At 54.9% G+C, this 13,009-nt stretch carries 13 protein-coding genes; 6 read left to right on the top strand and 7 right to left on the bottom strand.

The annotated features are described in order from the left end of the window. Positions 1-228: 228 nt before the first annotated feature. Both AB2B48_RS14260 and AB2B48_RS14265 read right to left on the bottom strand, forming a co-directional pair. On the bottom strand, positions 229-570 hold the full coding sequence (locus AB2B48_RS14260) for a DUF1971 domain-containing protein (protein ID WP_035892065.1): 342 nt from the start codon (positions 568-570) through the stop codon (positions 229-231). A gap of 157 nt (positions 571-727) precedes the next feature. After that, entirely contained in the window at positions 728-3,016 is a 2,289-nt protein-coding gene (locus AB2B48_RS14265) for an FdhF/YdeP family oxidoreductase (RefSeq protein WP_368299464.1), read from the bottom strand. Between the two features lie 333 nt (positions 3,017-3,349). Here AB2B48_RS14265 and AB2B48_RS14270 point away from each other — a divergent pair, with 333 nt between their 5' ends. Then, positions 3,350-3,535 carry a hypothetical protein gene (locus AB2B48_RS14270; RefSeq protein ID WP_185668348.1) on the top strand — a complete coding sequence of 62 codons (186 nt, stop codon included), beginning with the start codon at positions 3,350-3,352 and terminating at the stop codon, positions 3,533-3,535. 160 nt (positions 3,536-3,695) lie between these two features. Here AB2B48_RS14270 and AB2B48_RS14275 read toward each other — a convergent pair whose 3' ends face one another. Together AB2B48_RS14275 and gss are read right to left on the bottom strand one after the other, a co-directional pair. After that, a complete protein-coding gene (locus AB2B48_RS14275) occupies positions 3,696-4,877 on the bottom strand; it encodes a PLP-dependent aminotransferase family protein (protein ID WP_333011281.1) in 1,182 nt (393 codons plus the stop codon). Between the two features lie 130 nt (positions 4,878-5,007). Next, positions 5,008-6,873: a bifunctional glutathionylspermidine amidase/synthase gene (gene gss / locus AB2B48_RS14280; RefSeq protein WP_220440972.1), complete on the bottom strand. Its 1,866-nt coding sequence runs from the start codon at positions 6,871-6,873 to the stop codon at positions 5,008-5,010. A 155-nt stretch (positions 6,874-7,028) separates the two neighbouring features. On the opposite strand from gss, the gene AB2B48_RS14285 reads away from it, so the two are divergent. Next, entirely contained in the window at positions 7,029-7,577 is a 549-nt protein-coding gene (locus tag AB2B48_RS14285) for a DsbA family protein (RefSeq protein ID WP_368299465.1), read from the top strand. 51 nt (positions 7,578-7,628) lie between these two features. Further along, positions 7,629-8,498: a glutathione-dependent disulfide-bond oxidoreductase gene (yghU, locus tag AB2B48_RS14290; RefSeq protein ID WP_185668352.1), complete on the top strand. Its 870-nt coding sequence runs from the start codon at positions 7,629-7,631 to the stop codon at positions 8,496-8,498. Between the two features lie 28 nt (positions 8,499-8,526). On the opposite strand, the gene AB2B48_RS14295 is transcribed toward yghU, so the two are convergent. Then, complete coding sequence (locus tag AB2B48_RS14295) at positions 8,527-8,817, bottom strand: DUF2623 family protein (protein ID WP_185668353.1); 291 nt, start codon at positions 8,815-8,817, stop codon at positions 8,527-8,529. A gap of 204 nt (positions 8,818-9,021) precedes the next feature. On the opposite strand from AB2B48_RS14295, the gene AB2B48_RS14300 reads away from it, so the two are divergent. Next, positions 9,022-10,062 carry an aldo/keto reductase gene (locus AB2B48_RS14300; protein WP_368299466.1) on the top strand — a complete coding sequence of 347 codons (1,041 nt, stop codon included), beginning with the start codon at positions 9,022-9,024 and terminating at the stop codon, positions 10,060-10,062. Between the two features lie 234 nt (positions 10,063-10,296). Further along, on the top strand, positions 10,297-11,277 hold the full coding sequence (locus tag AB2B48_RS14305) for an IS110 family transposase (RefSeq protein WP_368301891.1): 981 nt from the start codon (positions 10,297-10,299) through the stop codon (positions 11,275-11,277). Between the two features lie 156 nt (positions 11,278-11,433). Here AB2B48_RS14305 and AB2B48_RS14310 read toward each other — a convergent pair whose 3' ends face one another. Both AB2B48_RS14310 and AB2B48_RS14315 read right to left on the bottom strand, forming a co-directional pair. Then, a complete protein-coding gene (locus AB2B48_RS14310) occupies positions 11,434-11,928 on the bottom strand; it encodes a TIGR00645 family protein (protein ID WP_185668355.1) in 495 nt (164 codons plus the stop codon). Between the two features lie 70 nt (positions 11,929-11,998). Continuing rightward, positions 11,999-12,508, bottom strand: coding sequence for an ESA_00282 family adhesion-associated protein (locus tag AB2B48_RS14315; RefSeq protein WP_185668356.1), 510 nt, complete (start codon positions 12,506-12,508; stop codon positions 11,999-12,001). A 103-nt stretch (positions 12,509-12,611) separates the two neighbouring features. Here AB2B48_RS14315 and AB2B48_RS14320 point away from each other — a divergent pair, with 103 nt between their 5' ends. After that, positions 12,612-13,007 (top strand): hypothetical protein, encoded by a 396-nt coding sequence (locus AB2B48_RS14320; RefSeq protein ID WP_185668357.1) that lies wholly within the window; start codon positions 12,612-12,614, stop codon positions 13,005-13,007. The last annotated feature ends 2 nt before the right edge of the window (positions 13,008-13,009 follow it).

Consider the following 13,009-nt stretch of genomic DNA (forward strand, 5'->3'; position numbering starts at 1 on the left):
ACGAATTGATGCAGCGTCAGCATGACGCTCCGTGTGACTTGCGGGGCACTCTGGTCCTTCGCAGTAGAGATATTCCTGATATTCGGCAACGTGGAGTAAAGGCTGTTCGCGGCAGCACTCCTGCTCGCCGTAATCGACTCGCGTCGACGCGTTTGTGAAGAATGTCAGCATGGCGTTTTACACTATCGGGAGGGCTTCCCCATCAACGCTGATGGGGAAGCGGCAGGGTTAGGATTTTTTCGCGCTGTAGACTTCGTCACCGGAGAATTCAGGTTCGGCCCAGAAGTTGATGTTGAACTGCGCATCGTCGGTCATCTCGATACGGTGCCAGTACTGTGGCGGGCTGGTCGCGAAGCTACCGGCATTAATCACCACTTTAACCTCCGGCTCGGTGGCCTCGCCATTGGCGAAACCGTAGTAGGTCACCGTCCCTTCCATCACGCAGAGCTGACCAAAAATACCGGCGGCGGTGTTGTGGTGGCTGAGCAGCGCAGCAGGCACGTTGTCTTTCGTAAAGAATGGGGTGGAACGTTTGATGGTCCAGTTTTTTGGAATTCTGAGATGGCTCATAATAACCTCCGCTTCATAAGATGCATTTAAAATACATCTTTAAGATTTCACTGTAAAGGCATTATTGCGAATAAATCTCATTACCATGAGGCGATGCTATCGTTACAAACGACAAAACCAGCCTGACGGCTGGTTTTGAGAGGACGGTCTGCGCGACCTATGCTTTGGTTATTAGTACCGGCACGCTCTTATAAGCGGGCGTCAGACTTTTCGTGTCCACCGCATCCAATGAGAGCAGCACATTCGCTTCCGGCAGATAGGCTCCAATCGAACCGCTCGCCATGCTGTAAACCACCACCGTCAGGCCGAGCATCGCGCGGCCTTCGCTCGGCTTGCCGTTATCGTCCAGCGCCTGAATATTAATCACATCGCCTTCCACCAGCTCTCGCGCGTCGGCTTCCGCCTGGCTTAAGAAGGCGACGTCGCGGCGCCCGGTGATCCCACGATAGCGGTCGTTCATGCCATAAATGGTGGTGTTGTACTGATCGTGGCTGCGTAATGTTGCCAGCACCAGCGCATCGGCGGGCTGCTGCTCGCGCTCCACGGCGCGCTGGCGGCTCACCACAAAGTTGGCCTTGCCGGTAGACGTTTTCCACTCACGCCGTGAGGCAGGCGTATCCATGCGGAAACCGCCCGGCTCGGCAATGCGGGCGTTATAGTGGGCAAACGCCGGGATCACGTCGGCAATCGCGTCGCGGATCAGCGCATAGTCACCCGCCATCACTTCCCAGTTCACCGGGGAGTGTGGCAAAGTGGCGCGCGCCATCTCCGCTACAATCGCTGGTTCAGACTTCAGCCAGCGCGAGGCCGGTTTCAGCGCCCCGCAGGAGGCGTGCACCATCGACATCGAATCTTCCACGGTTATCGACTGAATCCCGCTAGCCTGCATATCGCGCTCGGTTCGACCCAGCGCTGGCAGCAGGTAGTTGTGCTTAGCCATCAGCAGATGCGAACGGTTTAGTTTGGTGGCGACGTGTACCTGCAGGTCGAGCTTTTTCATCACCTCAAAGGTGCGCTGCGGCTGCGGCATCGCCACTGCCAGGTTACCGCCCATGCAGATAAGCGCTTTGGCGTCGCCACGTTCGATGGCGCGAATGCTCTCCACGCTGGAGCGACCGTGTTTGCGAGAGACGCTGATGTTAAAGCGCCCTTCGAGCCGCAGCAGAAATTCCTCTGACGCCGCTTCATTAATTCCTACCGAGCGGTCGCCCTGCACGTTAGAGTGACCGCGCAGCGGGCAGATCCCCGCCCCTTTCTTGCCCATATTGCCTTTCAGCAACAGCAGGTTCACCAGCTGCTGCACGTTCTCCGTGCCGTTCTTGTGCTGGGTGATGCCCAGCCCGTAACAGATGATGGTGGCGTTCGATTTGTCGTAACGGTCGGCGAGGTCTTCCATCTGGCTGCGAGTCAGTCCGGAGTCCTGTTCCAGCTCCGCCCAGCGACAACGGTGCAGGTCGTCATACAATTCCTGATAGCCGTGGGTATGCTCAGCCAGAAACGCGCGGTCGAGGCACGGTTCCTGGCCAAGCAAAATACGGGCTTCATCCATCTCGATCAGCGCTTTCATGATCCCTTTGAGCAGCGAGGCATCGCCGCCCATTTTCACCTGGTAGTATTCGTTGCTGAGAGTGGTGGCGTGGCCTTTGAGCATATCCGTTGGGCTTTGTGGGAAGCTAAAGCGTTCAAGCCCCCTTTCCGCCAGCGGGTTGATAGAGATGATGCGAGCGCCACGCTGCGCCACTTCACGCAGCGTGGTGAGCATACGTGGATGGTTGGTACCAGGGTTGTGGCCGATGCAAATCACCAGGTCGCAGTGTTCAAAATCGTCGAGTTCGACGGTGCCTTTCCCCAGGCCAATAGAGGGCGTCAGGCCCGCACTGGTCGGCCCATGGCACATATTGGAGCAGTCCGGGAAGTTGCTGCTGCCATATTCGCGGGCAAACAGCTGGTAGAGGAACGCCGCTTCGTTGGAGGTACGCCCGGAGGTATAAAACTCTACCTGTTCCGGGGAGGCCAGGCCGCGCAGCTGCTCACCGATTTCCGCGAAAGCTGTCTGCCACTCCACCGCCTGCCAGGTGTCAGTTGCGGCGTCATACTTCATTGGGTGAGTCAGGCGGCCAATGTTTTCCAGCGCATAGTCGCTGTAATGCCACAGTTCAGCCACCGTATGCTGGCGAAAAAATTCCGGAGAGGCTTTCTTACTGGTCGTCTCCCAGGAAACGGCCTTCACGCCGTTTTCGCAAAGCTCCATGGGTGAACGGTGGCCAGGGTCAGGCCAGGCGCAGCCGGGGCAATCAAAACCTTTGACCTGGTTCATGCGGAACATCGCGATGATGTCACGCGCGACGGCCTTTTGTGAAAACACCGAGGCGGTCACCGCTTTGACCGCACCCCATCCACCCGCTGGCCCCTGATAGCCGCTTACACCTGGAACGACATTGCTCATTTTTACCGCTTATTTTGTACCCAATTTCAATGGGGAATACGGTAGCAAGTTCACTGGCGTAAAGATTTCCTCTTCACGAGGTACGCCCGCCCTACAATGAACGGGTTAGATGGTGGTTCCCTTCTGGTAGCAGATAGCGCTCTTATCCGGGTGGATTGCAGCGGAGAAATGCGCCACGTTAAAACGAAAATCTGCGGCTTAAGTTAAATCAGACATTATCTTTTGCCCGTTAACATCATCAGGATTTCATCTGATAAAGACCCCAGGAAAAAGTAGTTGATCTGATAAGCGCTAGCTCTTATTTTCTTCTGAGTTTTCTAATAGGGTCCTACGATGTCTACCATTACAGCCAACAGTATTAGTGAAGCGAAAGAATTAATTACCTGCGGGAAATATAAGGAAATTATTCTTAATTTCGATATTGATGCCGACAGTTTTTTTACCCTCGCCAGCGCCCCGCATGATATTAAAATAACTCTCACGGATAGAAATAATCACGCTGCGGAATTAGCAGAATAATAAGAAGAATAATTCGGGATATGGGTATGTTGTTATTTATGGGTGCCGCGGCGGCGGCCTTTCTGGCCTCGCTAATGCTTATCTGGGTTGATGACCGGATGGCTGACCAGGAATAAGAGAAGTGACTCCGCGCTAACGTTCAGCGCGGAGTAAGAGCAGATTACAGTGATTTCGCCAGGCGTTCCACGGCGGTCATCAGCCCTTCCTGTGAGACCGTCGAGTACGACAGACGCAGGGTACGGGTATCCGGATTATCGTTGTAGAACGCTTCACCCGGCACATACACCACGCCGTTTTCCAGCGTTTTTTCCAGCCACTTCATGGTGTCGAACGGGTAGCGGAAGCGCGCCCACAAGAACATCCCGCCCTTCGGACGGCTGAACTCGATATGCTCGCCCAGACGGCTTTCCAGCGCATCGGCCAGCGCATCACACTTCTTACGGTAGTCTTCGCGGATAAGCGCAATCTGGTTTTCCAGGCGGCCCAGACTCAGGTATTCAGCGGTTATCACCTGCGACAGCATATTGGTGTGCAAATCAGCAGCCTGCTTGACGATCACCGTCTGCTGCGCCAGCCAGTCCGGCATCACAATCCAGCCAATGCGCATGCCCGGCGCCAGAATTTTGGAGAAGGTTGAGGTGTAGACCACCTGATCCTCACAGCCTAGCTCCACCGCGTGCTGGTACAGCGGGCGCTGCACTTCATCGGTAAAGCTGATTTCACCGTACGGGTCGTCTTCGATGATGACGAAATCATGCTGTTTCGCCAGTTCCACCAGGCGACGGCGACGATCATCACTCAGGGTTTTACCACCAGGGTTGCCGAAGGTAGGCACCAGGTAAACGGCCTTCACGCGGGTGGTGGAAAGCAGTTCGGCAAGCTGCTCTACCAGCATGCCGTTGTCGTCGGTATCGACGCTCAGAATATTGGCCTGCGCCAACTGGAAGACCTGCAGCGCCGCCAGGTAGGTTGGGCGTTCGACGACAATCGCATCGCCCGGGTCGAGCAGCGTACGGGCCACGATATCCAGCGACTGCTGCGAGCCAGAGGTGATATACACATGGCTTGCCTGGCAAGCCACACCGCGCGCCTGACACAGTTCGCTGACGGCCTGACGCAGCGGCGGGTAGCCTTCGGTCAAACCGTACTGGAATGCGTCGTTAAAGCGTTCGCTCATCACCTTCTGCACCGCCAGCTCCAGCCCCTCGGTATCAAAAAGCTCCGGGGCTGGAATGCCGCCACCGAGAGAAATCACGCCGGGCAGTTTACTGTGTTTTAAGAGTTCGCGGACGGCGGAGGGCTTGAGTTCACCCGCGCGCACGGCGAGTCGCCGATCGTGCATGTTCATTTCCTTTTCTGTCTTGTTGTTGTGTTTATTGCAGGCTTTCTTTTCCGTAGCCCGGCCGAGCAACCCGACGCCGGGAACATCCCCGGAGTCGGCGTGTTTAACGCCTCGTCCGGGCTACTCGCCTTTATTCTTTATCTTTTATTACCACCAGCGGCTCAATATCGCTCTCTTTTTTAATCACCAGAGATTCGTCACCGCGTAAACAGGTGCCGCCATAATTACCACCGACGGTAAAGGTACATACCTGAATATATTTTCCTGCGACGTTTGGCAAGCACCAAAGTTGCTGGTAAATATTTTTTCTATCAACAAATTTACCGCTGGTTTGATCCAGTAACCGATCGTTCCCGCTGACCAGGTCGATATTACTGCCGCAGCGACCGGAAATAGGCTTAATCGCATAACCCGTTTTTGCCAGGTGTTCGCTGACTTCGAAATCGGTATCCAGCAGATACGGATGGTTCGGGAACAGCGACCACAGCACCGGCAGAATCGCCTTGTTGCCTGGGATAACGGTCCACAGCGGCTCAAAGACCATCACTTCCGGGCGCAGCAGCACGTCAATCAGACGCACTTCATTATCCGGATTACCGGTGCGAATCGGCACGGCGGCATATTCGTCTTCGTCGACCTCGCGCACCTGTTCGATGGCGGTTTCCCACGCCCAGGTTTTCCACACGCAGTTCACCAGACGACCATCACCGTCAATCAGCTGACCGGCGGCATCCCAACGCAGCTCGTCCAGACCATAGAGGATTTTGCTCTCAAAGCCCGCCTGTTCAAGGGCGCGCTGCATAAACTGAGCGTGATAATTCTCTTCCAGATCGTTGTCCTGCATGATGTGCACGAACGGTCGCGCCTGGCTGTGTTTCCACGCCCCCACCAGCTCGCCCAGCAGATCTTCCGCTGGGTTGTGGCCATTACCGCGATAGCCGGTTTTCAGCCACTGTTCGAGGATCAGGCCACCTTCGGTGTGGCAGGAGGCGGAGTCAGCGTTGTACTCGTAAACCTTCAGCCCACGTTCGTCCATGCAGAAGTCCATGCGCCCGGTGATCATGTCGTGGCGACGGCGCTGCCAGGAGAGGCGCAGGCGCGGCCAGAGGATTTTCGGGATGTCGAACAGCGCCAACAGGTTGTCGTCACGCATCACTTTGTCGGTGGCGTGGAGATACATCAGGTGCATCTCGTTGGTCGCTTTGATCAACTCCTGCTCAGCGCTTTCGGTCATGGTGAAGTACTGATACGGATCGGCGTTAATCACGTGACCGTTGGCGGCAATATAGGCCTGCTGGAGCGAATCTTTTTCATCCAGCCATTTGCCCTCAAACTGACCGTTGTTCTCCAGTCGCGCCCCGCCAAGCTTCAGTGCTTCACCGGCAATTGCCGGTTGCGGCAGGCCGTAGCGTGCGTCGTCAGTCTGAATCATCCAGCCCAGAATAGTGGTGTCGTCAAAGGTGTCCTGCAGCGTGTAGTGACCATCTTTGACCTCAAGCGTCAGCTCACGGGTCCACTGCTGGCCTGCGGGCAGCGGCGAGTGCAGTACGTTCTGCTCCGCAATGCGCACCTTATTGCCCAGCAGTTGCGTCACCACCGCCACGTGGCCGGTTTCATTAAACTCACCGCCCTTTTGCCAGATCAGCAAAGAGCCGACGAGCGGCGCGCGGCGGGAACCGTTGGCAAACGCCTGAAGCGGGAGAATCGCGTCGTTCACCACCTGGCGCAGATAGCGCAGCGAGAAGATTTCGTAGGCCATGCCCACATCGGTGAAGACAAATCCGTAGTTGATAAACAGGAAACGGCGGGCGAACTCGACGCACTGCCACTTGTGGCCCATGTATTCGTTGTCGATATAGCTACGAAACGATGCGTCATCAGGCATGTCGCCCGGTTTTAAGCTGCTGTAATTTGAAGAGTAAATCGCTACGCCACCCGGCGCATACCCCAACAACGTGCCAAATGGGGCGTCACTATTGGTACTTCCCTTGCTCATGAACCTTCCTCAAACATACCGTGCGATTTTCTCGCCCGCACGTTGAAATTAATCCAACAAAAGTGGATTAATCATACACCCGTGTATGCGAGGATGACCCATCGGGGGCAAAAATATTCATCCGAAAAATGCACACTTAACCATCAGGAGTCCACATGAGTTTACAGGCACAACCGCTGGTCTGGGGCCACGGCGCACGCACGTTTGAGGTGTTCCTGGAGCCAACCTGCCCGTTTTCCGTTAAGACTTTCAACAAGCTGGACGCGCTGCTGGAGCTCGTCGGCGAAGAGAACGTCAGCGTCAAAATTCGCTTACAGTCACAGCCGTGGCATCTTTTCTCCGGGGTGATTGTGCGCTGCATTCTGGCCGCTTCCACGCTGCCTGACGGCAAAAGCGCAGCGCACAAGGTGATGAAAGCGGTCGCCGACCATCGCGAAGAATTTGAGTTTACCGACCACTGCAGCGGGCCGAATATGGACACCACGCCGCGGGAAATTATTACCCGCATTGAACGCTATAGCGGTGTGCTGCTCGCCGACGCCTTTGCCGAGCCGGAGTTGCAAAAAGAGATTAAGTGGCATGCACGTTATGCCCGCCAGAACGGCATTCACGTCTCCCCAACCTTTATGGTTAACGGCCTGGTCCAGCCAGACCTGGGCAGCGGCGACGATGTCAGCGTCTGGGCGGCACGGATTTTTGCCTGAAGCTGCTAAACTTCACTACCTCAACACATCATCAAAATAAGGCGAGCGATTATGTCAGAGAACACCTATCAGCCACCCAAAGTCTGGGAATGGAATCAAAGCAACGGCGGCGCATTTGCCAACATCAACCGCCCCATTTCCGGTGCCACTCATGAACAAGCGCTGCCGGTAGGCCATCATCCTCTCCAGCTTTACTCCCTGGGCACGCCAAACGGCCAGAAAGTGACGATTATGCTGGAAGAGCTGCTGGCGGCGGGCGTAACGGAAGCAGAATACGACGCGTGGCTGATTCGCATTGGCGAGGGCGATCAGTTCTCCAGCGGCTTTGTGGAAGTGAACCCGAACTCGAAGATCCCGGCCCTCAGCGACCACTCCACCACGCCGCCAACCCGCGTGTTTGAGTCCGGCAATATCCTGCTCTATCTGGCGGAGAAATTTGGTCACTTCCTGCCAAAAGATCCGGCCGGGCGTACCGAAACCCTGAACTGGCTGTTCTGGCTGCAAGGCTCAGCCCCGTTCCTCGGCGGCGGTTTTGGGCACTTCTATAACTACGCGCCGGTGAAGATTGAGTACGCCATCAACCGCTTCACCATGGAGGCAAAACGTCAGTTAGACGTGCTGGATAAGCAACTGGCGCGCGGGCGCTACGTGGCGGGTGAAGAGTACACCATCGCCGATATCGCTATCTGGCCGTGGTACGGCAACGTGGTGTTGGGGAATGTGTACGGGGCAGATGAATTCCTGGATGCGCAGAGCTACAAAAACGTGATGCGCTGGGCGCAGGACATCGCCAGCCGTCCGGGCGTGAAGCGCGGTCGTATCGTCAACCGTACTAACGGCCCGCTGAACGAACAGCTGCACGAGCGTCATGACGCCAGTGACTTCGATACCCATACCGAAGACAAGCGTCAGCAATCATGATGAAAAGCCGGGTGCCTGGCACCCGGTTTTATTGACCTTCCAGCCGATAGCCCGCCATAAAGTAGCGAACGGTAGTGCTGGAATCATGCTCTTTGAAGAAATCCATCACCATCTCTTTATCCAGCCCGTAGCGGCGCGTCAACACCCCCGCTTCCCAGGCGCTCAGCTGACGGTCACCGGTTTTCTCAAACATACGGTGCGAAAAGCCCAGCACAAAACCACGCTTATAGTCGGTGCAAAAGCCGACCACTTTCTGCGCGCTGTCGGCATAAGGCGCCTTCAGTCCCGCGATTAACCCTTTGCCAAAATGGTTGTCCATCTCTACACCCCCAATCGTTATATATAAAATTATATAGCGATTTTTTGAGCGGTGGCTAGCGCTATTTAAGGGCTACCCCTAAAGAGGAATAAAGCGCGTATTTTTCATCCTCATCTATGACAGTGTGATCGGCACAACGGGCGTGCATCACAAAAAAAAGTACGCTGGGAACAGTGTTTCAAAATAAAAAGAGAAGGAGACCTTATGGCCTGGCAAGCAAACCCAGCCCGTTACCAACAGATGCAGTATCGCTACTGCGGCCGCAGCGGTTTACAGCTTCCGGCACTGTCCCTCGGCCTATGGCACAGTTTCGGCCATATCAGCGCCCTCGACGGCCAGCGCGCGCTGCTGCGTAAAGCCTTTGACTGCGGCATCACCCATTTCGATCTGGCGAATAACTACGGGCCGCCGCCGGGCAGCGCCGAGGAGAACTTTGGTCGCCTGCTGCGGGAAGACTTTGCCGGGTATCGCGATGAGCTGATTATCTCCACCAAGGCCGGTTACGACATGTGGCCAGGGCCTTATGGCTCCGGTGGTTCCCGTAAATATCTGCTGGCAAGCCTCGACCAGAGCCTACAGCGCATGGGGCTGGAGTACGTGGATATCTTCTATTCCCACCGTGTCGATGAGAAAACGCCAATGGAAGAGACTGCCGCGGCGTTAGCGCAGGCGGTGCAGAGCGGGAAAGCGCTCTACGTGGGCATCTCTTCCTACTCTTCCGAACGCACCCAGGCGATGGTTGAGCTATTGCGCGAGTGGAAGATCCCGCTGCTGATCCATCAGCCTTCCTATAACCTGCTTAACCGCTGGGTGGATAAGAGCGGCCTGCTGGATACCCTTGAGCACAACGGCGTTGGCTGCATTGCCTTTACCCCGCTGGCGCAGGGGCTGCTGACCGGTAAATACCTGAACGGTATTCCGGAAGGTTCCCGTATGCAGACGGAAGGGAAAAAGGCGCGCGGCCTGACGGAAAATATGCTGAGCGAGAGCAATCTCAACAGCCTGCGTTTGCTCAACGCGATGGCGCAGCAGCGCGGTCAGTCGATGGCGCAGATGGCGCTAAGCTGGCTGCTGAAAGACAGCCGCGTGACCTCGGTGTTGATTGGCGCAAGCCGCCCGGAACAAATTGAGGAGAACGTGAAGGCGCTGGAAAACCTGAGCTTCTCGGCAGAAGAGCTGGCGCAGATTGATAGGCATGTCGCCGATGGGCAGTTGAATTTGTGGCAGGCGTCGTCAGATAAGTAATGGAAGACCCCGGGGTCGGCGTTAACGCCTCGCCCGGGCTTGTATGATTACCTCGTCAGAAAGAACCGGCCAGTTCTCTCTGATGGCGGTCCGGATGCCGTGCCCGGGCTTAGGCTTTCACGCCTGTACCGTAGATATTCTGCACCGGTCCGCCGTTCTTTCTCATGTGACAAACCGGACAGTATCATGGACCGGTTTTTACCGGTAATCCGCATTCGCAAGGTGGGTTTCACTATGGAATATGAACTGTACTTCATCGGCATTGATGTCGCTAAAACTAAACTTGATGTTGATATCCTTCGCCCTGATGGCCGCCATCTCTGTAAAAAGTTTGCCAATACTCCCCCGGGCTATGAGGACCTGGTCCGCTGGCTTCGTAGCCATGAGGTGAGCCATGCTCATGTCTGCATGGAGTCTACCAGCACCTACATGGAAGACGCTGCCGCCCATCTGAGCGATGCCGGGTATACCGTCTCCATCATCAACCCTTCCCTGAGCGCTGCCTTTGCCCGCAGTGAAGGGCTGCGCAACAAAACCGACAAAGTGGACGCTCGTATGCTGGCTCACTTCTGCCGGGAGAAAAAGCCGCCAGCATGGGAAGCGCCGCACCCGACAGAGCGGGCCCTGAAAGCGCTGGTGCTACGACATCAGTCGCTGACAGAGATGCAGACTCAGGAGAAAAACCGCCAGGAAACTGCACCGGAAGTACAGCTGGAGAGCATTGATGTTCTCCTGCAGTGTCTGGGAGCAGAGCTGAGGCGCATTGAAAAACAGATAAAAGACCTGACGGACAACGACCCCGATATGAAACAACGGCGGAAGCTGCTGAGCAGTATCCCGGGGATAGGAGAGAAAACCGCCGCGGTGCTGCTGGCGTACACGGGACTGAAGCTGAGGTTCGCCACTGCGCGGCAGTTCGCAGCGTATGCAGGACTGACGCCGAAGCAGCATGAGTCGGGGAGCAGCGTGATGCGAACAAGCAGGATGAGCAAAGCAGGACCGGTTCATCTGCGCGGAGCATTATATATGCCGGCGATGTCAGCGTTGTATCACACGGCATGGGGAAAAGCGTTCAGGGAAAGGCTGGAAGGTAACGGGAAGCGACCGAAAGTGATAATAGGTGCAATGATGCGTAAGCTGGCGCAGGTGGCCTATGGGGTATTAAAGTCAGGAAAAACGTTCGATGCGTTGCAGCATGGGATGCCTGTAGTATAAAGGCGGACGGGGAAGTGATAACAGCGCCAGAAGGCGCTGTTAAAGTTATGCCTGCAATCCGGGAAGCAACGGTGAAAAGGAGTTGCTGCCGCTCACAGTATCTACATGCATCTCTCGTAGCCCGGCCAAGCGAAGCGCCGCCGGGGTTTTTGCAGGCTATTTTTTCCCGCGAGTCAGGCTATCCAGATAGCCCATCACAAACGCCGACAGCACAAACGTCAGGTGGATAATCACGTACCACATCAGCTTGTTGTCCGGCACGTTTTTGGCGTCCATAAACACGCGCAGCAGGTGAATAGAAGAGATAGCCACAATCGACGCGGCAACCTTGTTCTTCAGCGAGGTGGCATCCATCTTACCCAGCCAGTTGAGCTTCTCTTTGTGCTCGCTGATATCCAGCTGCGACACAAAGTTTTCATAGCCGGAAAACATCACCATCACCAGCAGCCCGCCCACCAGCGTCATATCCACCAGCGACAGCAGCGTCAGGATAAGATCCGCTTCCGCCATACTGAAGATATTCGGCAGAACGTGAAGGATCTCCTGAAAGAACTTCAGGGATAACGCCAGCAGCGCCAGCGAAAGACCAAAGTAGACCGGGGCCAGAATCCATCGCGATGCGTACATCGCATTTTCCAGAAAACGTTCCATAATGTCCTGTTCGTCAGTCAAATTCGGCCTAGTATATCGCAACTATGCAACATCATAACAACAGATGTAATCACACATCATGGGGACGAATAAACGGACGCCGATAGTCAGGCCACACCAACCCCACCAGTTCCGGATAAGCTTCGTGAGCGAACTCCTGGTAACACTGCTTTAAGCTCTCCACCACTGGATCGACCGGCGCAACGCGCTCGCCTTTGAGGCAGCGACGTTTGATTTCATCATAATACTCATACACCGCGCCGTTGAGGTTGCGGCAGCGATCCTGCGCTTCGAACAGCCCAGGCGTCTCTTTTAACTCGTCTATCGACATGCGCTTGATGGTGGATTGCAGGAAGTCGATATACTCATGATTAATACGCCAGTACCACACCGGGGTGATACTGCTCATCAGGCTGGCGAAATGATTTTCACCTTCATCTTTGCTGAGTGGCGCAGGGGCCAAAGGCGTAACGGTTTCATTATTGGTATCAGACGATTCGTTATTTTGACCATACAGAAAAATTAAAATAACGGCGGTGAGTAGCAGCAACACCATCACAAAATAAATAATACCGCTCATGGTTTTCTCCACTTTTTTTGATTTTAAAAGTGCACCATGATAATGTCAACGAACCTCACTATAATAAAAAACACTTTCCAGCCATTCGAAAGATGACAGGTATATGATCGCTGAAACCCTTATCCCAGCCCGCTTCTGTATCTCTGCCGTAGACGGCGAGCCTCAGGAGGTAAAGGCCAGCACGCAGGCAGAGCCGGAAAAGGCTTCGCTGGCAGACTGGCAGGATGAGATATTGATAAGCGGTGGTCAATCACGTAACCCATTGCTGGAAGAGCGCGATCGTCATATTAAGGACAGATTATATCGCGTTGCAAAAATTGAAGCCTTTGCCCTTATGCTAAATAACCTGGTTGTTCAGGGGGAGATCTCCTCACTGGAGTTAAGTCAAATTATTGAGTTAAAAACCCAGGAGATAAATGATAATGGCAATGAAATTTGGCTTAATTTAATGACGCAGGAAAAAGTCACGCCGCTGTTTTATAATTTAACGGATAAGTAAGT

This window comes from Kluyvera sichuanensis, assembly GCF_040930405.1.
GTDB classification, from domain to species: Bacteria; Pseudomonadota; Gammaproteobacteria; order Enterobacterales; family Enterobacteriaceae; genus Kluyvera; species Kluyvera sichuanensis.

Bases quoted from the DNA above. Each gene is read 5' to 3' on its own strand.
- AB2B48_RS14260 (WP_035892065.1), bottom strand. From the start codon at position 570: ATGAGCCATCTCAGAATTCCAAAAAACTGGACCATCAAACGTTCCACC.
- AB2B48_RS14265 (WP_368299464.1), bottom strand. From the start codon at position 3,016: ATGAGCAATGTCGTTCCAGGTGTAAGCGGCTATCAGGGGCCAGCGGGT.
- AB2B48_RS14270 (WP_185668348.1), top strand. From the start codon at position 3,350: ATGTCTACCATTACAGCCAACAGTATTAGTGAAGCGAAAGAATTAATT.
- AB2B48_RS14275 (WP_333011281.1), bottom strand. From the start codon at position 4,877: ATGCACGATCGGCGACTCGCCGTGCGCGCGGGTGAACTCAAGCCCTCC.
- gss (WP_220440972.1), bottom strand. From the start codon at position 6,873: ATGAGCAAGGGAAGTACCAATAGTGACGCCCCATTTGGCACGTTGTTG.
- AB2B48_RS14285 (WP_368299465.1), top strand. From the start codon at position 7,029: ATGAGTTTACAGGCACAACCGCTGGTCTGGGGCCACGGCGCACGCACG.
- yghU (WP_185668352.1), top strand. From the start codon at position 7,629: ATGTCAGAGAACACCTATCAGCCACCCAAAGTCTGGGAATGGAATCAA.
- AB2B48_RS14295 (WP_185668353.1), bottom strand. From the start codon at position 8,817: ATGGACAACCATTTTGGCAAAGGGTTAATCGCGGGACTGAAGGCGCCT.
- AB2B48_RS14300 (WP_368299466.1), top strand. From the start codon at position 9,022: ATGGCCTGGCAAGCAAACCCAGCCCGTTACCAACAGATGCAGTATCGC.
- AB2B48_RS14305 (WP_368301891.1), top strand. From the start codon at position 10,297: ATGGAATATGAACTGTACTTCATCGGCATTGATGTCGCTAAAACTAAA.
- AB2B48_RS14310 (WP_185668355.1), bottom strand. From the start codon at position 11,928: ATGGAACGTTTTCTGGAAAATGCGATGTACGCATCGCGATGGATTCTG.
- AB2B48_RS14315 (WP_185668356.1), bottom strand. From the start codon at position 12,508: ATGAGCGGTATTATTTATTTTGTGATGGTGTTGCTGCTACTCACCGCC.
- AB2B48_RS14320 (WP_185668357.1), top strand. From the start codon at position 12,612: ATGATCGCTGAAACCCTTATCCCAGCCCGCTTCTGTATCTCTGCCGTA.